Origin of the sequence: Campylobacter sp. BCW_4321, assembly GCF_001763075.1 — a bacterium.
GTDB classification, from domain to species: Bacteria; Campylobacterota; Campylobacteria; order Campylobacterales; family Campylobacteraceae; genus Campylobacter_D; species Campylobacter_D jejuni.
The window spans coordinates 121,751-147,630 of the sequence record NZ_MJYA01000060.1 but is presented as its reverse complement, the minus strand read 5'-3'; the positions used below and the strand labels follow the sequence as shown (position 1 = coordinate 147,630).

25 protein-coding genes and 1 tRNA gene are annotated in these 25,880 nt (G+C 29.5%); 6 read left to right on the top strand and 20 right to left on the bottom strand.

Features of this window, described 5'->3' with window-relative positions; translation table 11 throughout:
* Positions 1-13: 13 nt before the first annotated feature.
* Both AJN58_RS07155 and AJN58_RS07150 read right to left on the bottom strand, forming a co-directional pair.
* Positions 14-586 (bottom strand): hypothetical protein, encoded by a 573-nt coding sequence (locus AJN58_RS07155; protein ID WP_002861734.1) that lies wholly within the window; start codon positions 584-586, stop codon positions 14-16.
* A gap of 92 nt (positions 587-678) precedes the next feature.
* Positions 679-1,776 carry a YeiH family protein gene (locus tag AJN58_RS07150; protein WP_044779211.1) on the bottom strand — a complete coding sequence of 366 codons (1,098 nt, stop codon included), beginning with the start codon at positions 1,774-1,776 and terminating at the stop codon, positions 679-681.
* A 112-nt stretch (positions 1,777-1,888) separates the two neighbouring features.
* Here AJN58_RS07150 and AJN58_RS07145 point away from each other — a divergent pair, with 112 nt between their 5' ends.
* Together AJN58_RS07145 and rpoD are read left to right on the top strand one after the other, a co-directional pair.
* Complete coding sequence (locus tag AJN58_RS07145) at positions 1,889-2,770, top strand: LysR family transcriptional regulator (RefSeq protein ID WP_002932884.1); 882 nt, start codon at positions 1,889-1,891, stop codon at positions 2,768-2,770.
* Positions 2,771-2,849: 79 nt separating this feature from the next.
* Complete coding sequence (rpoD, locus tag AJN58_RS07140; protein WP_004305698.1) at positions 2,850-4,718, top strand: RNA polymerase sigma factor RpoD; 1,869 nt, start codon at positions 2,850-2,852, stop codon at positions 4,716-4,718.
* 14 nt (positions 4,719-4,732) lie between these two features.
* Here rpoD and AJN58_RS07135 read toward each other — a convergent pair whose 3' ends face one another.
* Positions 4,733-5,245: a SixA phosphatase family protein gene (locus tag AJN58_RS07135; protein WP_002861738.1), complete on the bottom strand. Its 513-nt coding sequence runs from the start codon at positions 5,243-5,245 to the stop codon at positions 4,733-4,735.
* On the bottom strand, positions 5,242-5,760 hold the full coding sequence (locus AJN58_RS07130; RefSeq protein WP_044779210.1) for a rhomboid family intramembrane serine protease: 519 nt from the start codon (positions 5,758-5,760) through the stop codon (positions 5,242-5,244). The genes AJN58_RS07135 and AJN58_RS07130 overlap by 4 nt, the downstream gene beginning before the upstream one ends.
* Before the next feature lie 97 nt (positions 5,761-5,857).
* Between AJN58_RS07130 and AJN58_RS07125 the strand changes: the two genes are divergently transcribed.
* Positions 5,858-6,274: a PepSY-like domain-containing protein gene (locus AJN58_RS07125; protein WP_004305692.1), complete on the top strand. Its 417-nt coding sequence runs from the start codon at positions 5,858-5,860 to the stop codon at positions 6,272-6,274.
* Between the two features lie 7 nt (positions 6,275-6,281).
* Here AJN58_RS07125 and AJN58_RS07120 read toward each other — a convergent pair whose 3' ends face one another.
* From AJN58_RS07120 to AJN58_RS07100, 5 genes are read right to left on the bottom strand one after another with little or no spacing between them, the layout of a single operon-like run.
* Positions 6,282-7,892 (bottom strand): AAA family ATPase, encoded by a 1,611-nt coding sequence (locus AJN58_RS07120; RefSeq protein ID WP_053872295.1) that lies wholly within the window; start codon positions 7,890-7,892, stop codon positions 6,282-6,284.
* A 3-nt stretch (positions 7,893-7,895) separates the two neighbouring features.
* On the bottom strand, positions 7,896-9,146 hold the full coding sequence (gene mtaB / locus AJN58_RS07115) for a tRNA (N(6)-L-threonylcarbamoyladenosine(37)-C(2))-methylthiotransferase MtaB (RefSeq protein ID WP_002861742.1): 1,251 nt from the start codon (positions 9,144-9,146) through the stop codon (positions 7,896-7,898).
* Positions 9,143-10,714 carry a mechanosensitive ion channel family protein gene (locus AJN58_RS07110; RefSeq protein ID WP_044793978.1) on the bottom strand — a complete coding sequence of 524 codons (1,572 nt, stop codon included), beginning with the start codon at positions 10,712-10,714 and terminating at the stop codon, positions 9,143-9,145. Before AJN58_RS07110 ends, mtaB begins: the two co-directional genes overlap by 4 nt.
* Positions 10,711-11,766 (bottom strand): 3-dehydroquinate synthase, encoded by a 1,056-nt coding sequence (gene aroB / locus AJN58_RS07105; RefSeq protein ID WP_070233094.1) that lies wholly within the window; start codon positions 11,764-11,766, stop codon positions 10,711-10,713. The genes AJN58_RS07110 and aroB overlap by 4 nt, the downstream gene beginning before the upstream one ends.
* A gap of 45 nt (positions 11,767-11,811) precedes the next feature.
* Positions 11,812-13,212, bottom strand: coding sequence for a COG3400 family protein (locus AJN58_RS07100; RefSeq protein WP_070233092.1), 1,401 nt, complete (start codon positions 13,210-13,212; stop codon positions 11,812-11,814).
* A gap of 29 nt (positions 13,213-13,241) precedes the next feature.
* Between AJN58_RS07100 and tgt the strand changes: the two genes are divergently transcribed.
* The 3 genes from tgt (at position 13,242) to AJN58_RS07085 (ending at position 15,261) form a co-directional block, all read left to right on the top strand.
* A complete protein-coding gene (tgt, locus tag AJN58_RS07095; protein ID WP_002861746.1) occupies positions 13,242-14,363 on the top strand; it encodes a tRNA guanosine(34) transglycosylase Tgt in 1,122 nt (373 codons plus the stop codon).
* 1 nt (position 14,364) lies between these two features.
* Positions 14,365-15,132, top strand: a complete 768-nt coding sequence (locus tag AJN58_RS07090; RefSeq protein ID WP_002861747.1) for a magnesium transporter CorA family protein — start codon at positions 14,365-14,367, stop codon at positions 15,130-15,132.
* A 52-nt stretch (positions 15,133-15,184) separates the two neighbouring features.
* Positions 15,185-15,261, top strand: a tRNA-Arg gene (locus AJN58_RS07085).
* A 2-nt stretch (positions 15,262-15,263) separates the two neighbouring features.
* On the opposite strand, the gene AJN58_RS07080 is transcribed toward AJN58_RS07085, so the two are convergent.
* The 11 genes from AJN58_RS07080 to AJN58_RS07030 are packed head-to-tail and all read right to left on the bottom strand — an operon-like array spanning position 15,264 to position 25,877.
* Positions 15,264-15,713, bottom strand: coding sequence for a hypothetical protein (locus AJN58_RS07080; protein ID WP_074470042.1), 450 nt, complete (start codon positions 15,711-15,713; stop codon positions 15,264-15,266).
* Positions 15,714-15,728: 15 nt separating this feature from the next.
* On the bottom strand, positions 15,729-18,974 hold the full coding sequence (ccsA, locus tag AJN58_RS07075) for a cytochrome c biogenesis protein (protein ID WP_070233091.1): 3,246 nt from the start codon (positions 18,972-18,974) through the stop codon (positions 15,729-15,731).
* A gap of 17 nt (positions 18,975-18,991) precedes the next feature.
* Complete coding sequence (locus AJN58_RS07070; RefSeq protein ID WP_002881782.1) at positions 18,992-19,687, bottom strand: ABC transporter ATP-binding protein; 696 nt, start codon at positions 19,685-19,687, stop codon at positions 18,992-18,994.
* Complete coding sequence (locus tag AJN58_RS07065) at positions 19,674-20,444, bottom strand: ABC transporter ATP-binding protein (protein ID WP_044779200.1); 771 nt, start codon at positions 20,442-20,444, stop codon at positions 19,674-19,676. Before AJN58_RS07065 ends, AJN58_RS07070 begins: the two co-directional genes overlap by 14 nt.
* The gene (locus tag AJN58_RS07060; protein WP_044779199.1) at positions 20,441-21,493 is read right to left on the bottom strand and encodes a branched-chain amino acid ABC transporter permease; all 1,053 of its coding nucleotides are present in this window, start codon (positions 21,491-21,493) and stop codon (positions 20,441-20,443) included. Before AJN58_RS07060 ends, AJN58_RS07065 begins: the two co-directional genes overlap by 4 nt.
* Positions 21,493-22,389: a branched-chain amino acid ABC transporter permease gene (locus AJN58_RS07055; RefSeq protein ID WP_002881774.1), complete on the bottom strand. Its 897-nt coding sequence runs from the start codon at positions 22,387-22,389 to the stop codon at positions 21,493-21,495. The genes AJN58_RS07060 and AJN58_RS07055 overlap by 1 nt, the downstream gene beginning before the upstream one ends.
* Positions 22,390-22,407: 18 nt before the next feature.
* A complete protein-coding gene (locus AJN58_RS07050; RefSeq protein ID WP_070210231.1) occupies positions 22,408-23,517 on the bottom strand; it encodes an ABC transporter substrate-binding protein in 1,110 nt (369 codons plus the stop codon).
* Positions 23,518-23,538: 21 nt separating this feature from the next.
* Complete coding sequence (locus AJN58_RS07045) at positions 23,539-24,654, bottom strand: ABC transporter substrate-binding protein (RefSeq protein WP_070233090.1); 1,116 nt, start codon at positions 24,652-24,654, stop codon at positions 23,539-23,541.
* Between the two features lie 30 nt (positions 24,655-24,684).
* The gene (locus tag AJN58_RS07040; RefSeq protein WP_002853959.1) at positions 24,685-25,119 is read right to left on the bottom strand and encodes a c-type cytochrome; all 435 of its coding nucleotides are present in this window, start codon (positions 25,117-25,119) and stop codon (positions 24,685-24,687) included.
* Between the two features lie 8 nt (positions 25,120-25,127).
* Positions 25,128-25,319 carry a mini-MOMP protein gene (locus tag AJN58_RS07035; protein WP_002853004.1) on the bottom strand — a complete coding sequence of 64 codons (192 nt, stop codon included), beginning with the start codon at positions 25,317-25,319 and terminating at the stop codon, positions 25,128-25,130.
* Positions 25,320-25,370: 51 nt separating this feature from the next.
* On the bottom strand, positions 25,371-25,877 hold the full coding sequence (locus tag AJN58_RS07030) for a YqhA family protein (RefSeq protein WP_002852919.1): 507 nt from the start codon (positions 25,875-25,877) through the stop codon (positions 25,371-25,373).
* Positions 25,878-25,880 lie beyond the last annotated feature (3 nt).

Sequence of the window (25,880 nt, the reverse complement as noted above, 5' to 3'; positions counted from 1 at the left end):
CTAAGGCTACTTTTTATTCTGCTAAATCAGCATTAAAACTGATATCAACCAAAGGCCAAGAGATTCCACCATGTCCTGGAGCAGCATCACTTAATGCTTTTAATGCTTTAGAACCATTTTTAAAAGTATGCAAATCAAGCTGCCCTTTAGCTTCAAATTTATTATCTTTGATAGTATAAGTTAAAGGTACAATAGTACTTTTTTTATCCATGGTAATTTTTGCTGAAATAACGCCTTTGTTTTCACCTACAATCACATCTTGGAAAACAACTTTAATATCTGCATTTCCCAATAAAGCAGGAAAAAACACTTTTGTGATATTATTGGTTATAACATCATTGCCTTCACCCATAAAAGCATTACTTGGCTTTATAGTAGCTTTAGCTCCTTTAAGATAACTTGCAAAATCCTTTGTATTTTTAGAAAATTTATATTCTACATTCTTAAATTCACCTTCTACTCCTACCATATCCTTAGTTTTATACCCTTCAAAAGATATTTTTAAACTATCTTCTTTAAAAGATACGGCACTTAAAGCAGATGCTAATAAACAAGAACTTAAAATACTTAAAACAATTTTTTTCATTTTAACTCCTTCAAAATGAGATTTTATTAAACAAAAACAATTATATTATCACTTGATTAATAAAAATAAATTTTTTCAAAAAATAATTGTTATTACCAAAGTATATCTTTAAAAGTTAAAGTTAAAAAATATCCTCCAAAAATCAAAACAAGCCCTAAAACAAAAGCCAAACCAAATACTCTAGAGCCACTCTTTAAAAATTTTTTAAAGTCAATTTGTAAACCTAAAGCTGCCATAGCAAAAACAATACATAAAGTACAAAGTGTTTTACCTAAAGAAATAATATCACTCGTAGCAATACCTAAAATATTTTCTTTACTTGCTAGATAAGTATTTAAAACTATCATACCTAAAAATGCAAAAGCAAAATAAGGGATAGTGATACTTTTTGCAGTTTTTCCACTGCTTGAATGCTGATTTTTAGCAAAAAAATAAGTCACTATAAGCAAAAAAGGCACAAGTAAAATCACTCTCATCATTTTTATAATCACTGCAACATTAGAAGCACCTTGCTCAAATCCTGCCATATCTTTTGCCATTTCAGCGGCACCTGCAACATTTGCCACTTCATGCAAAGTAGCCCCCATAAAAACCCCCATAGCATTTTGATCAAAAAAAGGAAAAAGATTTAAAGAAAAAGCTATAGGATACAAAAACATAAACACAAGTCCAAAAATCACCACCGTACCTACAGCTAAAATTCCTTTAAAAGGATCACTTTTTAAACTTGACTCCAACGCTAAAACTGCTGCCGCACCGCAAATCGCACTTCCGGCTCCAACAAGCATAGAAGTTTCTTTATCGAGTTTAAAAATTTTCATCCCTACAAATAAAGCAATAATAAAAACAAAAAATATCACTATAGCAGAAAGTAAAAACCCTTTCAACCCTACACTTAAAAGCTCAGTTAAAGTAATATTAAAACCATATAAAACAATACCGAGTCTTAAAAGCTTTTTTGCACTAAAATGCACTCCAGCTTGAAAATGATGTTGGTATTTAAAAAACCAAGGAGAGAGCAACACTCCTATGATGATAGCAAAAGCAGTCGCTGCCAAATGAGTAGTATCTTTGATACTTTGAACACTAGAAAAATACATAGCAAAAATCACTATACAAGCAGTAAAAAGCAAACCCTTAAAATTTGAACGCACTATAGCCATGCTATGTGCTAAAAAACTTGTTTTCATTTATTTTCCTTTTTCTAAATTTTGTGTTATTATATTTTTTTTATTAAAATTATAAAAATATATTATTTTAATTTTTATAATAATTTTTTTTTATTAAATAAAGGAATCACTCATGAAAATCAAAGATATGGAAATATTTTTAGATCTTTTAAACACTCAAAGTCCAACTCATACAGCCAACAATTTTTCCATAACTCAACCTAATGTTTCAATAGTAATTAAAAATTTAGAAAATAAATTTGATGGCATTTTATTTGAAAGACTTGGAAAAAAACTCTTACCTACACCAAAAGCTTTAGAACTAGGAAAAAATTGGTTAAAAATTATACAAGCCTACTACCAAAGCTTAGAAAAATTAAACGACGAAAGCATGCTCTTAGGGGAAATAAAAATAGCCTCAACTCAAAGCATTTCTGAACATTTTTTAGCTCCTATTTTATTTGATTTTAAAGCAGAATTTAAAAACATAGAAATTCACTCTCAAACGCAGAATTCAAAAGAATGTTTAAATTTGCTAAAAAACGGAAATATAGAATTTGCAATCATTGAAGCAGAACTTGATCCAGCTTTAGTGGAGTATGAAAATTTAGAAATAAATTTTTGGCAAGATGATGAACTTATAGTAGCCACAAGTGATAAAAAACTCAATGAAAAAGAATTTTATATCGATGAACTTTTAGAACAAAAGTGGATTTTAAGAGAAGTAGGCTCAGGCTTAAGGGATAAATTTTTAAATGAAATTGGTGCAAGCTCAAAAAAGCTTAATATTTTTCTTGAGCTTGATAGAATGGCTGCGATTAAAGAACTTGTTTTACAAAAAAAAGCAATCTCTATTTTTTCCAAAAAAAGCATAGAAAAAGAATTAAAAAATTCAACACTTTATGAAATCAAGTTAAAAAATATCAACCTAAAGCGTAAATTTTATACCTTAAAAAGAAAAAATTATAATTTTAACAGAGCTTTAGAAAAATTTGAAAAAATATTTAAATCATAAGCATAATAACCGATTTATATAGAAAGTTAAGCAATTTTTAGATAAAATCTAAAGCTTATATAAATTTCAAGGATAATCAATGAACGCCAAAACTCAAGAAGCTGAATTAGAAGAATTATTTCAAGAAAATGCAAAAGATTATATCACATATGAAAAATTGGTAAAATATCTTACAAAACAACCAAGTGCATCAACCGCTAAAAAAGTGCAAGCATTAGTGAAAAAACACAAAGTGCAACTTTTTTCAGCAGCTGAAATTGCACAAATGAAAAACATAGAAGATGCAAAAAGACTTCAAGAAGAAAAACAAAAACTCCAAGATACAAGCCTTGAGAACGAATTTGATTTAGCCAATGAAAACGATTTATTAGAATGGAGCAGATCAGACTCTCCTGTTCGTATGTATTTAAGAGAAATGGGACAAATTGCTTTATTAAACAAAGATGAAGAAATTGAAATTTCTAAAAAAATAGAACTTGGTGAAGATATTATCATTGATGCTTTTTGTTCTGTACCTTATTTGATAGATTTTATTTTAGATTATAAAGAACCTTTAATAAACAGAGAAAGAAGAGTAAAAGAATTATTTAAAAGCTTTGACGATGAAGAAAAAAATGATGATAAACTTGATGAACTTGATATAGACGAAGATGAAGAAAACGAAACAGAATTAGAAACAGATGAAGAAAATACTAAAAAAAACAGCAAAAAAGAAGATGAAAGAACTTTAAAAGTTATAGAAAAATTTAAAGCTCTAGAAAAAGCTAAAAAAGATTGGCTAAAAACATCCAAAGACAAGGAAAGTGGAGATGAGCTTTTAGATAAATTAAGCATTGCATTCAAAAAAAATATTTTAAAAGAAAAATTAATGGATCTAGGCCCTACTTCAAAACTTATTAGTGAAATCGTAAAATCAATGGAAACTGCACTAAAAAGTGATGAAGAATTTGACAAAGAACTTAAGCGTTTAGAATACCGCTTACCTATGTTTTCTGATGAACTTAAAAAACGCCATGCAGATATTTTAAAAGATATTACAAAATTGAGCAAAGAAGAAATCACAGAGCGAGCTTTAGAAACAACCATGGTAAGCACTTATATGGAAATTAAAAAACTATTTCAAACTAAAGAAGCTAGTGAAAAAAGCTTTGATCTTGAAAAATCACGTTTAAAAGAAATTTTAGAGCAAATTAAACGCGGTAAAAAAATCTCTGATGAAGCAAAAGGAAGAATGGCAAAATCAAACTTGCGTCTTGTTGTAAGCATAGCTAAACGCTACACAAATCGTGGTCTACCTTTCTTAGATCTTATTCAAGAAGGAAATATAGGTTTAATGAAAGCTGTGGATAAGTTTGAATACAAAAGGGGTTATAAATTTTCCACTTATGCAACTTGGTGGATCAGACAAGCTATTTCAAGGGCTATAGCTGACCAAGCAAGAACCATAAGAATTCCAATCCACATGATAGAAACCATCAATCAAATTAACAAAATTATCCGCGAACATCTGCAAAAAGATGGAAAAGAACCTGATGTCAGTGTTATAGCTAAAGAAGTAGGTTTAAGCGTAGATAAGGTTAAACAAGTCATTAAAATCACAAAAGAACCAATTTCCCTTGAAGCTCCAATAGGAAATGAAGATGATGGTAAATTTGGAGATTTTGTTGAAGATAGAAATTCACTTTCTCCAATGGATCATATCTTAAAGGATGATTTAAAAGAACAAATTGATGAAGTTTTAGATCAATTAAACGATAGGGAAAAAGCGGTAATTCGAATGCGCTTTGGCTTAATGGATGATGAAAGCGATAGAACCTTAGAAGAAATTGGGAAAGAGCTTAATGTCACTCGAGAAAGAGTGAGACAAATAGAAAGCTCAGCTATAAAAAAACTCAAACACCCTAAAGTAGGAAGAAAACTAAAAAATTATATAGAAGGTTGGAAGTAAGAGTCAATCTCTTACTAAAAACCCAAATCTTTTTCTTCTTTTAACTTGCGCACATGTTCAAAAAAAACTAATTTTCCGCTATGTTTTTTTAAATTTTTAAATTCCTTAATATCAAATTCTAAACACAAGATAGAAGAAGTTGGAAAAGAAGCTAAACATAGCGAGCTTAATAACTCTCCAAGCTCCATTAAACCAGGATTATGACCCACTAAAAATACTTCGTTAAACTCATCATCAATATCTTGCAAAATTTTTAGCAAATTTTCAACATTGCAAAGATACAATCTTTCATCAAAACAAATTTTATTTTTATCAAAATTATAAAATTTGGCTATTTTTTTCGCTGTTTTAGCGGTTCTAACAGCAGGACTTGATAACACTAAATCAGGATGAATTTCATGCAAGGCAAGATTTTTAAAAAGTTTTTTTAAATCTTCCTTTCCACTCTTAGTAAGCTTTCTTTCAAAATCATCGATATCTCCTCTCTTACTTGCTTTTGCATGTCTTATAATATAAATTTTTTTCATTTTACCTCTTTTATTTTAGCTAAAATATAACCACATATAAACCCGAAAATATGACCATACCAAGCAACATTTACCCCCATAAGCAATGGCGCAAAACTCATAAGTAAAATTGCCACTATAAGTCCTTTTGTGCTATTTTTATCAAGAACAGCATAAAAACCCATTAAAACACAAATTGCACCACTAGCACCTATGACATTTATATTTTCTCCAAAATATTTAAAATCAAAATACACATAAAAAACACTTAAAAGTGAACATAACAACCCGCCAATAAAATAAATAAAAATAAAACGCAAAGCACCCAAATAAGTTTCTAATATACGCCCAAATTGAAGTAAAACTATCATATTTAATATAAGATGAGTTAAATTTCCATGTAAAAATATTGAACTTAAAAGTTGCCAATAAGCTCCATTAAAAAATAAAATATTCAAACCAAGGATATTGTAATAATCATAAGAAATCAAAAAATAACATAAAATATTTAAAAAAATTAAAAAAATTGTAAGCAAAGTATAAAACCTTTATTTTTTATAATATTGTCTTAAAATTCACATAAAATTCACATAAATTCTTTACAATTTTACTAAAAAATAATTAGGAAAAATATTGAAAATTAAATTTTTAAGTATTATTACTATTTTAAGTTTATCTTTAAACGCTGATATAATAATTTCTGCTGATAATTTGCCAAGTGTTTCTAAAGAATTTTTACAACATAATTTCAAAGCACCTATAGGGATTGTACAAAAAGACAAAAATTCCTATGAAGTCTATCTTAGCGATGGGACAGAACTTGAATTTGACATAGATGGAGCTTGGAAAGAAATTGAAAATAAAGCCTTTCCTTTTGAACTAGATTTTTTACCTCAAAATTTAGCTAATATCATTAAAAACGAATTTCCAAATACAAAAGCTAGAGAAATCGAAAGAAAAATCAACCATTACAAGATTAAATTTGATAACGATGTAAAAATTCTTATAGATTTTAATGGAACTATCTTGCACAAAGAAATTGATGATTAAAATATAATCAAATCTGCATTATATTTTTAACATCATCATGTTCTATCTTTTCTTTTTCAAGCAAAAGCTCTGATAATTTTAAAATTTTATCCTTCATAGAATTTAAAAATTCATCCATTTCTTTTTTTTGTTCATTTAAATTTGACTCTTCTAACATATCAAAACTCAACATATAATCAAGCAATTCTTTAATCTTTAAAAAATCATCTTGCGAGTTGGTATAACTTTCATTGTAAATTAATTTCATAGCTCTAGAACCAGCCAAATAAACTTTTATACGATTAATAAGCTCTGATTTTGATCTTATATTATGCTCATATTCTTTAAAACGATCTTCAATGAGAGTAATTTTTTCAAATCCTATGTCAAAATAATACGCACTCAAAGCTTTTGCAGCTTGATAAGTGGCTTGAATTTTCTTCTCTTCATCATTAAAACTTAAAATCTTTTTCTTGCCTAAAAGAACTTTATTTAATACAGCATAAAAATCACTTTCCTCAACTAAAGCACTATTTCTTCTTAAAGCATTAATTGCCGCTTCATTGACCAAAGTTTCAAGTCCTGCTCCACTAAAACCTACGCTTGCTTTGGCGATTTTATTTAAATTAACATTATTATTTTTATCCTTCATATAAATTTCTAAAATTTTAAGTCTGTCTTTAAAATCAGGTAAAGATAAAAAAATTCTCCTATCAAAACGCCCTGAACGCAATAAAGCAGAATCCATAAGTTCGATTTTATTTGTCGCAGCTATAACTATAACCCCGCTATTGTCCTCAAAACCATCCATTTGGGTTAAAAGTTGATTTAAAGTACTATCTCTTTCAACATTTGACATTTCTCCCCTTGCTTTACCTACAGCATCTATTTCATCGATAAAAACAATACTAGGAGCCATCATTTTAGCTTTTGAAAAAAGCTCTCTAACTCTTTTTGCACCCATACCTACATAAATTTCAACAAAACTTGAACCACTTTGATAAAAAAATGGCACCCCTGCTTCTCCTGCAACTGCTTTTGCTATCAATGTTTTTCCTACACCTGGTGGGCCTACCATTAAAACACCTTTTGGCATTTTTACACCAAATTCTTTATATTTTTTAGGATTTTGTAAAAAATCTACAAGTTCGCTTAGTTCCATTTTAACTTCATCAACACCTGCTACATCATTAAAAGTAATATCTGAAATCACAGGTTTTATATGAGAACTTTCTAAATTAATATTTGAATTTTGAGCTTGAATGTGATTCTTATTTGATATAGGATATTTAGCCAATTCTTTTTTACGGGCAAAATAACCAAGACTTATAAAAAGTGCGATAATAAAAACAAGTAAAATAAAAAACACCCAAAGCGTGTTATCTTTTTTAACCTCTATAGGAACTTTTGCTAAAAGTGTTTTTATATCTATGCCATCTTTTATAATTACGTAATTTTCACCTTCTGCCTTAAGCCAAATTTCGTCTTTATCAATCACAGCTTTTTGGATTAAATTTTGGCTTAATAGACTTTGATAAAGATTTTCATCTATATATTTAGGTTCATTTTTAAAATATAAAATTCCCAAAAGCATACATAAAACCATAAAAGATGCTAAAATTATCTTTTTATTTTTCATTATCTAGCCTTTTAAAATTGCAAAGTTAGACTTTTCTTGCACTTCATATTCAGATATAACAATCCATTCTTTAGCTATATCTTTATCACTTTTAATTTTGATCTTGTTAAAAAACTGATCATAACCCTCAAAAAAACCATCTTTTTGATTTTCTATCAAAACTTCAAGTGAAACTTGATTTTTTTTCCTAAATTCATAATTATTTTTTTCTACTATGGATTTTAAAGTGTTTAGCCTTTCTTTAGCTAAAGTTCCATTTATCACATCCTTCATGGTAGCAGAATGCGTGTTGTTTCTAGGACTAAAAATAAAAGCATGAATATGAGTGAGTGGAAATTCTTTAAATTTTTTCAAAGCTTCTTGCCATAGCTCTTCACTCTCACCTGGATGAGCTACTATAAAATCCGTCCCTAAAGCATATCCTTTGCTTGCTATAGTATTAAAAAGCTTTAAATCATTATCCGTATGCGATCTTCTTCGCATTATACGAAGCATTTTTTCACTTGTATGCTGCAATGCAATATGTAAATGCCTTTCAAGCCAAGTTTCATCTAAAATTTCTAAAAAACTCTCATCAATTTGTGCGGGTTCTAAACTACCTAACCTTATGCGTTTTATACCTGAAATTTGTCCCATTTTCCGCAAAAGCTTGCCTAAACTTGTGCCATTTTTAAGCCCATATGAACCTATATTAGTCCCTGTTAAAACAATTTCACTATAACCATTAGCTCCCAAAATTTCAACCTGTTTTAAAAGAGCTTTTTCATCCACACTTCTTGATTTTCCCCTCACGCTAGGGATAATACAATAAGAACAAGCAAAATCACAACCTTCTTGAATTTTCACAAAAGCTTTGGTATGATTTTCATATTCACAAACTATATCTTTATCAATAAAATTTAAATTTCCAAGTTCATAAAAACTTGTCTTTGCTCCTAAAAATTCATTGATTTTATCTTTATTTGACGCTCCAAGCACTCCAAAAACTTGCTTTTTATCTAAAAGCTCCTTACCTTTGCTTACAGCACCACAACCTGTAAGTATAACTTTAATGCCTTTTTTTTGCATGGTATTTACATAAGACTTTATCCCGCTATCAGCTCCATTTGTAACCGTGCAAGAATTTACAACGATAATTTGTGCCTTATTCTCATCATTTATAATCTCATAATCTTTCACATAACTTTTTAAAAGCTCTGTATCATAAATATTTGTGCGACACCCAAAGGTTTTAAAAAAAACTTTTTCTTTCAATCTTTATTCCTTGCATGAAAATGCATATTTTCATGATGTTGTTCAAAATGATTTTGATTTAAATTTCCCAAATATAAATTTTGCGATGGATAAGCAATTTTTATATCTTTATGCTTATTAAATTCTTTTATAATCTCTTTGCTAATCGTACTTCTTAATACCAAAGCCGCATAAGCATTGGTCATATACCATGCAGAAATTCGCATTCCCCAATGTTCAAAAAACATAAAAAACCTTGGCTCCACTTTAGGATTTTTAATACTATATTCATGTTGTAAACGAGCTATATTTTTTCTAGCAAGCTCAGTATAACCTTTGGCATGGCGTGTAACAATATTTTCCACAATTTCTTGCGCCTTATCAAGATTACTATCAAAAGTAACACTTATATCAATGCCATCAAGCACGGTTTTCATACCATGATGAGTATAATTAGCAAGCAAATTTGTAAAAACATAGTTGTTAGGAATAAATATAATACGTCCGCTGCGACGATGTTTACTATAAGTTTCAAGCGTAAGCTCTTCATAAAGAGTAATGCGTAAAAAAGAAATATCTATAATATCTCCTATATAGGTAGTATCATTTTGAAAAACCTTTACACGATCTCCTACTCTAAAACTTCCACCAAAAATAATCACACACCATCCAAGCATAGACATAAACATATCTTTCATAGCAATAGCTAAGCCTGCAGAAGCAAAACCAAGTATAGTTACAAGATAAGTAATATTTTCTATATAAGCAAAGAGCAAAATAAGAAAAATAATATTTATATTAATAAAATTAATAATCTTCGTAGCGGTATAATATCTTTCACTATCTTTAATATATTTTTTAGCAATAAATTTCAACATAAAAGCTATAGCTATAACAATAACAATAGCAACAAGTATATTTACAGCCCTTAAGCTTTGAATTTTAATCTCAGCACTTACTCGAGAAAGCTCTTCATCAATTTTTTTCTCATAAACAGAATAAGAAACACTAGCAAAATTTAAAGCTTGCTCAAATTCTTCTAATTTTTTATCCGAAGCTTTTAAAGCTTCTATATTCTCAACACTTGGTTTAAGCTCAACCAATTCTTTAAGTTCTGAGTTTTTTTCTCTAATTTTATCTACTAAATTTTTAAAATCATTAAATTTAAATATATATTCTTCCTTTTCTCCTTTTAATTTCTTAATATGAGAAAAAGCTCCTATAATAGCCAAAGGATTAGTAAGCTTAGATAAAGTTTCTATATTATCAGGGGCGCTAAGACTTTGTGCAAAATTTAAATCTTTGTATTCTTTAAGCAAGCTCAATTGCTCTTCTAAATTTGCTATCTTGCGTTTAAGTTCTTCTTGTTGGTGAATATCGGAAGTCTTTTTTAAATTAAGATTTAAAATGATTAATTCATCATTTATATCTTGATATTTTATAAAATTTTCATAACGTATATTCCAAATACTAGCACTGATTACAGTATTTAAAGTATTAATTTTCTCATTTATATTATTAATAATAGTCCGATTTACATCACCAAAAGCAAAAACAACAAAAAAGGTTAAAATAATAATTTTTTTCATTGGAATTCTCTTAAAGTTGCAATTATATCTTCTTTAGAAATATCACCTTTTATCAAACCCTTACCCAAAGGACTAGCAAGGACAAAATTGATTTTTTTATTAGAGCTTTTTTTATCCATGAAAAAAGCTTCATAAAATTCATCTACATTGTTGATTTTATATGATATTGGTAAACTGAATTTAAGTAAAATATCTTTTATTTTTTGACTTTGCATTTTATCCAAAAGCCTTAAATTTAAAGCCAATTGATTTGCCATAACCATACCTATAGCCACCGCTTCTCCGTGTAAATAAAGCTTATAATCTGTAAAATTTTCTATAACATGAGCAAAAGTATGACCATAATTTAAAAGCATTCTAAGCCCTGATTCTTTTTCATCTTGTTCAACAACCCTTGATTTAAGTTCTATGCTTCTTGCTATAATTTGAGTAAAAATTTCATTCTCGCAAGTAGCATTTAAGAAACTTTTTTCATCAATTTTTTCTATAAAATCAAGTATACTATCATCAAACATTGTCGCCATTTTAATAAATTCAGCCATACCTGCAGCAAGTTCCCTAGAACTCAAAGTCTTTAAAAAAGAACTCTCACAATATACAGCTTTAGGTTGATAAAAAGTGCCAATAAGATTTTTACCAAAATTATTATTAACACCTGTTTTTCCACCTACTGCTGCATCAACGCAAGCTAAAAGTGTAGTAGGAATATTTATAAAATCAATACCTCTTTGATAAATACTAGCAGCAAATCCGCCCATATCACTAATCACGCCACCACCAAAACTTATAAGCACGCTTTTTCTATCCAATTTAGAATTAAACATTTGGTTTAAAATTTCTTCTATGGTGCTTAAATTTTTATATTCTTCACCATCTTTTACAGTAGCAATAAAAATTTCTTTTGCCTTAATTTTAGAAAGTAATGTTTTCAAATGAAGACCTGAAATCTTAGGATTTGAAAGTATAAAAACCTTACTATCAAATTTTAATTCTTCAAGTTCATCAATATAAACCTTATAAGCATTTTCTTTTAACTTAACTTCTACTTGCATTGAACTACTCTTTTTGCGTTTATTCTATCACATTTAATTAATTATTTATTCTACTGGTATGAAAAGTTGGTAATTTTGTCTCATTTTATAATAATGCCTATTTAAATTTGTACTTAAATTTCTGCCAAAATCTCTATTTAGTAATTCTTTTTGAAAACTCACAAATTGTAACAAATCTTCGCGATATTGCAAATTTAAAAGAGGGTTTTCATCATTTTTATTAATAATTTGTATATTTTTATCATAAAGCTTAGATAAACTTCTAAAATACTCCTCCATATCTGTAGTATTTTGAGAATTTGGATTATAATAATATAAAATAACTCCAAAATCAAGCTGTTTACTTAAATCAGTAATGACATTTGCATTATTTTCAAGTTCACTCTCATCGGCACTTAAAATAATCGCTTCTTTAAGCTCATCAAAAGAAGCTTCACCCACCTTCATAATAGGAATTTTTAAATCAAAAAAAGCTTGTTTTTCTTTCTCAAAATTTTTTATATCGGTTACAACTAATCCTATATCATTATTTTGCAACCATGTGGAAATTTGTTTAAAATCCGTGTTGAAATAATCAAAAAAAACACCTTCTTTATTCTCAGAAAGTTTTTTTAATTTTTCATACATTACCCCTAATTTAGGATTGATAACATGTATAAAAAATCTTTTTGCATTGCTTTTTTGAGTTAATTTTAAAGTAGTATCAAGCACTCTTTCTTGCATATTTTGATTCATATTTTTCATATCAATTAAAGCAAAAACATTACTTCCAAAAGGCATAGGAAATTGCCCTGCTTTGCCTCTTATATTATGAAAAATACTTTGTAAAACAACAGGATCTCCAACGATCAAAATGCTATCATTTGGCTCTAAAACAAAAGATGGTTTTACAAAATAAATCTTAGAATTTCTATAAATAAGGACTATGCGCCACCTTTTTTGTTGTATTGAACTTATGTGCCTATAAGCAAAAATAGACCCTGCTGGAATTTTTACTTCCATAATCTCTCCAACCCCAAGCCCTATATACTGAGCTGTTAAAGCAATATCTGGTAAAAAATCCATAAATCTACGACTTAAAGTCATTCTAGCATCAGCTAAATTTGCATGAGTATCATTAACACTTAACCCCCAAAAATCCATTATTTCTATTTCTAAATTTGGATTTAAAGAACGCAAAGCCTCATAACTTTTTTTAGTTTCAAATTCATCTTGCATATAAATAAAAGCCTGTTTAAAATCTTTACTCATAATATTTTCAAGACGCGCTGTGCTTGTAGGATCAAAATAATGCAAGTCAATATACTCACTAGAAATATTTAAGTTATTTTTTTCACTATTTTGACACACTACTGTAAAAAAGTAACCTAAGCCTTTTTCAAAACAAAGCCTTTCTAAGAAATGCTTTGCTAAAATACCGTCTATTATAATTAAAATATTATTCATTTTAAACTCCAAAAAGGAAATTATAACAAATGGAATTTAAATTAAAGCATAAAGATGGAATGGCAAGGGTTTGTGAAATCACTACCGCACACAGCACTTTTTTAACCCCTGTTTTTATGCCTGTTGGCACAGTAGGAGCGGTTAAAAGTCTTGATGCTAATGATATAAAAAACGAGCTTGATGCAAAAATTATTTTAGCAAATACCTACCACATGTACTTGCGTCCAACTTCCAAAGTGGTAAAAGATTTTGGAGGTTTGCATGGTTTTACGAAATTTGATAGAAGTTTTTTAACCGATAGTGGTGGTTTTCAAGCTTTTTCTTTAAGTAAAAATTCCAAACATTTTAATGAAGGCATAGAATTTAAAAGTCACATCGATGGGAGTCGTCATCTTTTTACTCCAAAAAGTGTTTTAGATACTCAATATGATTTTAACTCTGATATTATGATGATTTTAGATGATTTAGTAGCTCTACCCGCAACCAAAGAAAGGGTTAAAATTTCTGTTGATCGTACTATATTTTGGGCAAAAGAGGCTATTGCTTATCATAAAAGTATGCAAAATAAAGGTATAGGTATAGGGCAAAATATTTTTGGTATTATCCAAGGTGGTACAAATTATGAAGAAAGAAAGCGTTGTGCTTTAAGTTTAAACGAAATGCCATTTGATGGTTTAGCTATAGGTGGACTTAGCGTGGGCGAAGAAAACGCCTTGATGTATGAAACAGTACAAAACTTAAACCCTTATCTAGATGAAAATCGTCCAAGATATTTAATGGGTGTAGGAACGCCTGAAGATTTGGTGGAAAATGTTGAGCGAGGAGTAGATATGTTTGACTGTGTGATGCCAACTAGAAATGCAAGAAATGGAACATTTTTCACAAGTTTTGGAAAATTTAATATCAAAAAAGCAGAATTTATCAACGATCATGAAGCCATAGATCCTACTTGCTCATGTTATACTTGTCGTAATTTTTCAAGGGGTTATTTAAACCATCTTTTTAAAGCTAAAGAACTTACTTTTTTTCGTTTGGCAAGTTTACACAATCTACATTATTATCTTGAACTTGCAAGAAAGATGCGTGAGGCAATTTTAAACAATTCTTTTACGCAATTTAAAAGAAATTTTTATCACTTAAGAGGCAAATAAAATGCTAGAGCTACACGAAAATCTAAAAAAAATCCTGCAAGCAAAGAATTTAGAAACTTTCTATAGCGAAATTTATGGACAAAAAATTTTTGTTTACGTGGGATTAAATTTGGAAACTTGGCTTTTTAATGATGAAAAAATTTATAAACTTCAAAATGAAGAATTTAAGCTTTCTAGCATAGAAGAATTTTCAAATTTTATTAAATCCATTTTAGAAGATTTTAAAGTACAAAATACTCATTTTCAAAACCTTTTAGAACACAAAGAAGGTATTATCTTAAAAGGTGGTTTTGTTAAAAATTTTTACAAAAAATCCTTTGTGTTAAGACAAAAAATCAACAAAAATCTAAAGCAAATTAATCTTCTAAGTGAAGCTTTCAGTCTTTTGCTTAGTGAACAAGCACAATACAAAAAACATTTAAAAATTTTAAATTTATCCATCGGCATCTTAAGCAAAAACACCAAAGAACATCTAGCAAGAGTTGATACTCTTTATGCATTAACAAGTGCAATTAAAAATGAAAAAATGAATAAAAGTATTTATCTTTTAAGTATACTTTCTTCTATTTTCTTGCCTTTAAATTTGATCGTAGGATTTTTTGGAATGAATACTAATAATCTTTTTTTTAAAGATAGCCCTTATGGTACACTTTATATTTTTTCTTTGATTTGCTGTATTTTGATTGTGGGTTTTATATTTTATCATTCAAAAAAGACTAAAGAATTTGATTTAGATGAAGGTAAAAAAGCCAAAAAACAAACAAAATAAGCAAAATTTTGCTTATTTTAAGAATATTTATATATAATTTTAACTTATTTTTGCGCTCATAGCTCAGCTGGATAGAGCATTTGATTGCGGTTCAAAAGGCCAGAGGTTCGAATCCTCTTGAGCGCACCATATTATTTATCTTCTTTAATTTTTCTTTTAGCTAATCCCATATGCTCGTAAGCATCAATTTCTTTTTTGTAAGATCCAGAAATTTTCTTAAGTTCTTTATTTAAGTAACTGACTGTTTGTGCACTTGCATTAATATTTGCAGCCAAAGCAGAAACAAATTCTAGTTTCTTTTTTGTTGCTTCATCTAATTCTTTAGAAGTTTTTGAACCAAGTTTATGTGTCTGCACATAAAGTTTGGCAAGTTCTTTTAATTCAACATCTGTTAGCTTAACATCGGAAGCAGCAATTATCATTTTATCTAAGTCTGTATCAAATTTTTTAGTCTTTTCAGCTACATGCTGCTTTTGGCTAGTTTTTTGCTTTTTAACTGTTTTTTTGCCATCACTTGTAATAAGATAAGCAATTATGCCTAAAAACAATAAAAGCGCTAAAGCAGCACAAAAAATAACCAAAAAAATATGGCTCATTTAAAGTTTGCCCACAAAATTTCGATTCCTTCTTGCAAAAAGAGCTAAAACCACCATCAACGCAAATCCCCAATAAACATAATTAGGAATTTGAGCCGCTTCGCCTGCAGCGTAAGAATGAAGTCCTGTTAAAAAGTAATTTACTCCAAAATAAGTCATAATAATAACCCAATAAGCAAACATACTCCATAAAGCAAACACAAATTGATTACAATATTTTGGAATCATTCTAAGATGCAAAATTGCTGCATAAACCAAAATGCTAACCAAAGCCCAAGTTTCCTTAGAATCCCAACTCCAATATCTCCCCCAACTTTCATTTGCCCAAATTGCACCTAAAAAATTTCCTACAGTAAGCAAACAAAGTCCAAAAATCATTGCCATTTCATTAATTCTTGTAGCCTCTGTAATATTTCTCAAAATATTAAGATTATATTTTCCATCTTTCTTAAGAAAACACATTAAGAACAGTGTAAAGATACCAAGTAAGGCACAAAGTCCTAAAAATCCATAACTAGCAGTAATAACAGATACATGAATACTAAGCCAATAAGAATTGAGCACAGGAACAAGATTTGTAATTTGCGGATTCATTTCGCTTAAATGTGCAACCATTAATACAACACCGGATAAAATAGAAGTTAATGACAAGGCTATAGGACTTTTTCTAGAGAAAAATATACCCGACAAAGACAATGCCCAAGCTATATACACCATACTTTCATAGCCATTACTCCATGGAGCATGACCTGATAAATAAGCACGAAGTCCAAGACCTAATGTATGAATTACAAAAGCTAAAACATTTAAAACATATACCACTTTAAATATAAAAGAGATTTTTAAATTCGGTATGACCATTTTAGAAAAAACAAGAATCAAAAGTAAAAAACCCGCAATTAAATATACAGGAGCGAGTTTAACGAAAATTTCAGCCTTATTAGAAAAAATTTCCATTTCAACCTTGGTTTTACTAGGCATGACTTTATATCCTATTTTTTCTTGATATTCTTTGATAAATTTCAAGCCTTCATCAGCTCTAGTCCAATTGCCATCTTTAAAAGCATTTTCCACGGCACTAAAATAATTCTGTATTAAAGCCCAAACAATATGCCCTTCATCCCCCTTAAGAGTAGTTACAGCAGAAAAAGGTGCAAGCCAAACATTATTTGGATTATTTTGAACAGGAATAAATTTAAATAATTCACCACTAAAAACTAAATTTACAACATTAGCTCTTTCATCTAGTTTTATAATTTCCTTATCAAAAACTCCTCTTGCATTTGGGTTTTTACGATTTGCATTTTCAACATATTTTTGAAGTTTATAGCGATTATTCTCATCAAAGAAATCTTTATAAGAAATATATTTAGCGCTAGGAATTTCTAAAATATTTGCAATAGCATCACGAACTGCTTGATTTTGTGGCATTAAAATAAAAGGTTCCATTTGCCATTTATTTACATCAACAAGCATGGAAAGCATAACAGCGTTAGAATTTTGACCCTTATAGCTATCGCTTTGATGAATTTTTTCTAAAATTTCTCTTGATAGCGTATCAAAAGGCACCATTCTTCCATCTGCTGATTTTTGAACTATTAAAGTAGCAAGAGCTTTAGCATGATTAGTATTTACCACAGGTAAGGTTGAATTTAAATCTTGAGCAAAAGTCTTTTCAGAACCAAAAGATAGCAATAAAATAAAAATAATCACACTTGTATGTTTTAAAGTGTCTTTATTGATTAATCTTGCCAAAGTTCTAAATCTAGAATGAGGATTTAAAAAATTCATAAACATTCCAAGACAAAGCAAAAAATAACCTATATAAGTTGGTATTTTGCCTGGATCTTTATTTACAGATAAAACAGTCCCTTTTTCATCTTGATCATAAGAACTTTGATAAAATCTATAGCCATCATAATCTAAAACATTATTCATAAAAATTCTATAATTAAAATTTTCATTATTATTTTTTACGGTAATTTCACTTGCATAAGAAGCCGGAGACATAGAACCTGGATAACGATCTAATACAAAATCTCTTAAATAAATATCAAAAGGCAATTGTTCATAAGAAAGTGCCCAAGAAATAAAGAATTTTTGACCTGCAAGTTCTATCATAATAGGTTTATTATATTCAAAAATATAAAATTCTTTACTTTCATTTTTATAGCTTAATTCTAATTTTAAAGCATTAGAGCCAGTTAATTCTAAGTTTTTATTCTCATTGCTTAAAGCAAAATCTTTAAAATGTAATAATAAAGAATTTTTCCAATTTTGAGGCTCGCCAAAAGTAGAAATCAACATAGTTCTACCCACTTCTAACCAAGCAGATTTAAACCATAACCAAAAACTTTCATCTTGAGGTCTATTGGAGCCTTCTAAAGCTTCTTGCGCATGCAAAGAAGCAGCTTTAACTACAAAACTAATATCATTAATTTCATAAAGCCTTCTTTCCTTAGCATTTGCCTTTTCTCCAATTTTAAGGTCTAAATTTTGTCCATCTAACATACTTAGAAAATGTAAGTTTTCACTTGAACTTAAAGTTAAATTTTCGTCAATTTTTACAAAAGGTGCTTTAACATTATCATTCATAAAAGCAAAGTTAACCCCTTCTATATTCTTAACTTCACCTTTTTCAAATTTAACATCAACACCTTGAGATCCTTTTTGAGAAAGCATTAAAACCAATAAAGGATCAGAATTATTATTTTCTTTATAAGTATAATGAGCATTTAAGATTAAATCTTTATATTTTAATACAGCTTGATCATCACCTAAATTAAGTTTTAGTTTAAAAGAATTAGCAAAAGGCAAATTTCCTATATAACGATCATTAACCGCACTATAGCGTTCTCCATCTTTTATAGCAGAAATGCGCAAAGAAGTCTTAGAACTTTCTATAAGTGAATTTTGAGTATGCTCTCTAATAGGTAAAATACCTTCAAAACCAGCATATCTTGTCATTGCCGAACCCACTAAAATAAATAAAAAAGAAATATGAAAAATCATTAAAGGCAATTTTTTAAGCCCAAACATTTTATAACGAAACATCCCGCATAGTAAATTAATACCAAGTAAAAGTTGTATATATTCAAACCAAAAAGTATCATAAACCATTGCCCAAGCCGTAGGAGTTCCATAAGCACTTTCAATAAAAGTTGCCAAAGCACAAAAAAGCGCAAAAAGCAAAAACAATACAACCGAAACTTTTAAATCCCCTATGCTTTTTATTATATTTTTCATTCTTTTTCCTTTAAATTTTAAAGCCCTAAATATTTCTTTCTAATCTCATCATCACCTATTAAATTTTTAGCCTCGTTTTCCATTACAATGCGACCATTTTCCAAAACATAAGCGTAATCACTTATTTTTAATGCAGAATAAGCATTTTGCTCTACCAAAAGAATAGTTATACCCTCTTCTTTTAAACGCACAATAATATCAAAAACTTCACCCACAATCTTTGGAGCAAGTCCCAAAGAAGGCTCATCCAACATCAAAAGTTTTGGTTCACTCATTAAAGCCCTTGAAATCGCAAGCATTTGCGCTTCCCCTCCACTCAATGTTCCAGCTAAAGCATGCTTTTTGCTTGCAAGTCTTGGAAAAAGTTTATACATTTGCTCTCTTAAATGCTCATAATTTTCAGCATTATTAAAAGCACCTATTTTTAAATTTTCCTCTACGCTTAAATTGATAAAAACACGTCTTCCTTCAGGAACTAAAGCTATACCTTTTTGAACTAAAGTATGAGTTAAATGCCTTTTAGTATCATAACCTAAGAAATTAACCCCACCAGTTCTTTTAACTGAGTTTAAAAGCGCATTTAAAGTTGAAGTTTTACCTGCTCCATTTGAACCTATAAGAGAAACAATATGACCTGTTTCCACTTTAAAATCAATCCCTTTAACAGCTTCAATTAATCCATAATAAACATGCAAATCTTTAACTATTAGCATCAAAATCCCCTAAATACGCAGCAATTACTTCTTTATGATTTACAGCATCGCAAAGTTTACCTTCAAAAATTGTTTTTCCATAATCAAGCACCAATACGCGATCACACAATTTATTTACAAATTTCATGTCATGCTCTATAAGCAAAACGCTAATTTTATAATCTTTTCGTAATTTAAAAATGAGCTCAGCAAGTTCATCGCTCTCGGAGCTATTCATCCCAGCGGCTGGCTCATCAAGCAATAACAATCTTGGCTGAGTAGCCATTGCTCTTGCAATCTCAACTTTTCTTTGTTGCCCATAACTTAAGCTAGTAGCCTTTTCATGAGCAAATTCTGCAATACCAAGTTCTTCTAATATTGCATAAGCCTTCTCTTTAAATACTTGTTCTATTTTTCCAAAACGCCCTAAATGCAAAAAGGCTTCAAAAATATTATATTTCATTTGTTTATTAAAACCAATAAGAACATTTTCAAGCACATTCATACTTGAAAAAAGTCTAATATTTTGAAATGTTCTAGCTATTCCTAAATGCACAATCTTATGAGGTTTTAAGTGATCAATTCTTTCTCCTAGAAATTCAACCGAACCTGAAGTAGGTTTATAGTTACCCGTGATAATATTAAAAAGAGTTGTTTTACCAGCCCCATTAGGTCCAATTAAAGCAAAAATTTCACCCTCATTGATTTTAAAAGAAGTTTTATTAATAGCCTTAACACTACCAAAACTTTTTGAAATTTGTTTTAATTCCAAAATCATTTTTCACTCCTTTTAAAACGCTTTTTAATCCCTCTAATCACATCACTCAACTCGTAATAACCCATTATGCCTTTTCTTGCAAAAAGCATTACTAAAATCAGAACAATAGAAAAAACAACCATTCTAAGTCCTGGTGTTGATTGGATATCAAGATTTAAAGAATCTATTTTTATATTTAACTCATCTAAAAATCTAAGCCACTCGCTTCCACCAATAACCAATATCGCACCTATGATAGCACCTGTAGTAGAACCAAGTCCACCCAAAACAATAATAATCAAAAGTTGGAAAGTAAGTAAAAAATCAAATTGAGTTGGAGATACGGTAGTCAACAGACAAGCTAAAAGTCCACCACCTACGCCTTCTAAAAATGCTGAAGTGCCAAAAGCTAAAGTTTTTATCCAAAAAGTATTTATTCCCATAGCACTTGCAGCATCTTCATCATCTCTTATAGCCTTCATTGCACGACCATATTTAGAATAAACTATATTTAAAATTAAAATAACCGCTACAATAGCAATACCACCTGTCCAATAGATCGTGGAAAATTGTGGAATATCTACCAGTCCTCTTGAGCCATTAGTAATAGAAGGAAAATTAATAGCAGCTATTTTAATAATTATTCCAAAGCCTAAAGTTACAATAGCTAAATAATCCCCTCTCACGCGAAATACAGCAAAAGCTAAAATCAGGGCAAGCAAAGATGAACAAATTCCAGCTACAATTAAAGCTAGAATAAAGGAATTTGAATGGATAGCTAAAATAAAAGAACTAGGACCATCTAAAAAAAACTGATCATTTTTTGCATCAGCACTTAAAAGAACTAAAGCAGCTGCATAAGCTCCAATTGCAACAAATCCATTGGGTTCTAGTGAAAATTGTCCAGTTACACCATTAATAAGGTTATAACTCACAGCCAAAATAATAAAAATAGCAATTTGATTAACAATATTTAATCCATAGTCCCCAAAAATATAAGGAGAAATGAAAATAAAAATAATTGAAGCAATTAAAAAGATTAAATGTGAAACCTTAATTTTAACCATCATTAAAACCTACTCTTTTCAAAATTTATACCTAAAATTCCCGTAGGCCTAAATAACAATATAAACACCAAAAAAATAAAAGCAAATGCATCTTTAAAGCCTGATAAATCTGGGAAAAAAGCCACAACAACAACTTCAGTAAATCCTATAATAAGTCCACCCAAAACTGCACCTACTACAGAACCTATACCTCCTAAAACGGCAGCAGCAAAAGCTTTCAAACCTATTAAAGTTCCCATAGTAGGTTCAACAGAGTAATAATTTGCAGCCCAAAAAACACCTCCAACTGCTGCCAAAGCTGAACCTAGGGCAAAAACTATAGCAATAATACGATTTGCATCTATACCCATTAAATTTACTGTTTGTATATCAAATGCTAAAGCACGAATAGCTATACCATATTTGCTTTTATACAAAATCCATAACACTGCTATTAAAATAACAAATGTAAGAGCAGGAACCATTAAAGAACCATAAGTTGTTATCACTCCACCAAAATTAACACTTTCCTCAAAATAACTTGGCGGTGTAAAAGTTCTAGGTGTTGAAGTAAAAAGCATATTAAAAAGATTTTGCAAGAAAAAACTAATACCAATTGCTGTAATCAACAATGAAATTCTAGGAGCCTGTCTTAAAGGTTTATAAGCAATTCTATCTGTAGCCATTCCAACACAGGCAGCAAAAATCATTGCTAAAGATAAAGCTCCTAGAAAAGGAACATTTAGGTTAGTCATGCAAAAAAGAGCTGCATAAGCACCAACCATCATAATATCGCCGTGAGCAAAATTAATAAGTCTTAACACACCATAAACCATAGTATAGCCAACAGCAATAAGAGCATACATACTACCCAAACTAAGCCCATTAACAAGTTGTTGTAAAAATAAAGTAGAATCCATAATCTTTCTATTTTTCCTTTAAGGATTGATAATATCTTTATAATTTTGCTTTTGATTTTTAATTTCTTTAACCACTACAGAACGAGTTGCATTTCCTGTTTGATCAATGCTAATAACACCAGAAACACCTTGATAATTTTTAGTTTGGTGAATTTTTTCATTGACGCACTTACTAGTAAGATTATCAACGCAAGCATTCATAGCATTTAGCATTACAAAATACGCATCAGCACCCATAGCCGAAAAATTTGGAACTTCTTTTGTTCCTTTAGCCTTTTCATAAACACTGATAAATTCTTTGCTTAATTTTGTAGTTGGATTATTAGCATCAAAACTATCTGTGAAAATATAACCCTCGCTTGCATCTCCAGCTAAACTAATAAAAGTTTGATCAGCAACTCCATCTGCAGAGCCCATAGGAATATTTAAACCTGCGAGTTTTGATTGTCTTGCAAATAAAGAAGCTTCACTATAATAAAGCGGTAAAAAAATAAATTCTGGATTTAAACTTTTAACTTGAGCTACAATAGCTCTAAAATCTTTATCACCTGAATTAACTCTTAAAATTCTAAGAATTTGACCGCCATTAGACTTGTACTGTTTTTCAAAAGCTTTTGCTAAACCTAAGGAATAGTCAGTGCTTTGATCTACTACAATAACAGCACTTTTGTAATTAAGTTTTGAAAAAACATATTTTGCTAAAGATGAACCTTGAAAACTGTCCATAAAACATACTCGAGAAGAATATATTTTTTTATCAAGCAATCTATCACCAGTTGCAGCAGGAGCGATCAATGGAATTTTATTATCTTCTGCTACGCGCATAACTTGCAATGTATTAGCAGTAACCATTTCCCCTATAAGACCTATAACTTTATCTTGAGAAATTAAACGATTTGCTCCACTCGAAGATTCTAATTTATCACCCTTAGTATCAATAATAGCAAGAGAAACCTTATTTCCATTACTTAAAGTTGATTGCATTGAATTTGCAAGTTTAATCCCTTCTAGTGCACTTTGTCCATATGCTGCAGTAGCTCCGCTAAGCGGTAAAACAACTCCTATTTTGACTTCCGCAGCACTTAAACTTAAACTTAGAATACTTGCTAAAATTAAACTTTTTTTCATTCTCTACCTTTATTTTAATAATTATGGATTTATAATTGTTTTATAATTTTGTTTTTGATTTTGAATTTCTTTAATCACAACAGAACGAATAGCATTACCGCTTTCATCTATGCTAATCACACCACCAACAGCTTGAAAATCTTTAGTTTGATGAATTTTGCTATTAATACATTCACTGCTAAGATTATCAACGCAAGCATTCATAGCATTCAACATTACAAAATACGCATCAGCACCCATAGCCGAAAATGCTGGAAGTTCTTTTGTTCCTTTAACTTTCTCATAAGCTGCAACAAAATCTTTTCCTAATTGTGTAGATGGATTGTTATAATCAAAACTATCAGTGAAAATTACTCCATTAACAGCACTTCCGCCAAGATCTATAAAAGTTTGATTATTAACACCATCTCCTGCTGCTAAAAGTTTATCAAAACCAATTTGTCTTGCTTGTCTCGCAATTAAAGCAGCTTCAGGATGATAAATAGGCATATAAACAAAATCAGGCTTTAAACTCTTAAGTTGAGAAACCACAGCTCTAAAATCTTTATCTCCTGAATTAATAACAAGTTTTTTTATAATTTTCCCACCATTATTCTTAAAAGAATTTTCAAAAGCTCTTGCCAAACCTAAAGAATAAACATTGCTTTGATCTATGATGATAACGGCATTTTTAAGCCCTAAATCCTTAGATACATAAGTAGCAAATTTATCTCCTTGAAAACTGTCTTTAAAACAAACTCTACTTGCATATTTCTTTTTATCTAGCAATTTATCTCCAGATGCCACTGGAGCTATTAGAGGAATTTTTTTCTCTTCTGCTATAGAAATAGCTTGAATGGTATTTGGAGTTGTAGCTTCACCAATAATCCCAAGGACTTTATCTGTTGCTATTAAACGATTAACTCCGTTTGAAGTTTCAAGTTTATCTCCTTTTGTATCTATTGTGATAAGTTTAATAACATCTCCATTTGAAAGTTTTGGTTGTAGCTTATTAGCCAGTTCAATTCCGTTAAAAACATCTTGCCCATAAGCTGCCACAGTTCCAGTTAAAGGTAAAACTACTCCTATATTAATATCCTTAGCATATAAGCAATTTACCATAGTTAAAACACTTAAAGTTAAAGTTAGTTTTTTCATAGCATTCCTTTTAATTATAGTTTTTACATTTTATTTTAGAAATATATTATGTTTTGTTTTTTGCGCAGGTTCTTCTTCAAGAAGGTCTTTTACTTGCAAATCAAGAGCAAAATTTCCACCTTTAATATAAGCAATAATATTATCTATATCCTCGTGGCTTAAATTTCTAGCATAAAAAGCCATTTGAGAAGCTGTTGTAGAGCTACTACTATCAAGAGTATAACCTATCAAAGCTCCTTTAATATCCTCAGGAGACATATCTTTTAAAATTCTAGATCCTATAACACTCTTTTCAGCATTATCTCCATGGCAAGTATTGCATTTATTTTGAAAATACAAAGCCTTCGCTTTTTCCATATCATATTGCTTATTTGCATCAAAGGTATAAGTAAAAAATGATTTCAAGTTAATACCAAAAAGCGCAACAACAAATATTGAACTAATAAACAACCATCGTATAATCATGATTTTCCTTATTTTATTGTAATTTCCGTTTGTGTTTTATTTTGATATCTATGTGTTTTTTTATTGTATTTTTTTTCTTTTTTAATATCATAGCGATAACGAACAGTCCCTGAAACTTCTATATCTTTAAAGACTTCATCTAACGGAGCTGCAAAAACAAAATGATTTAAAATCATACCAATTAAAAATATTTTTTTCATTTTTATTCTTTAAACACAAAAAACGATTATATCAAAAAAAGATAATCCTTGTTAATGACCACCTTTATGTAAAAAATAAAGTCCTACACAAAGAGCTAAAATCGATCCAGCAAGAAAAGCCATATCCACAGGAGTAGCAAATTTCATCTGCAAAACCCTTTGAAAGAAATTTACCACTAAGACCATAATGATAACTTTTGCAAGCTTGTCTTTTAATTGATCTAAGCTATGCACCTCTAAAACCTTGCTTTGTTTTGTTTGTTTAAATTCTTCTATTTCGCTGATAAAAAGCTCATAAACTCCAAAAGAAAAAATAAACAAAACTAAAGCCATAAGATAAAGATCAACAGCTCCTATAATTAAAGCCACCACATCCTCATGCAAATCCACATTAGAACCTGCATCAAAAAAATAATTATAAGTATAAAATATAACTTTTAAAACATCATAACTTGCAATAAAAAACAATACAAAAGCTCCAATTAAACCAAAAATTACGGGTAAAATTGTAACAATACGACTTCTAACAAGTAAAGATTCAAATATTTTCTCTAACATTTT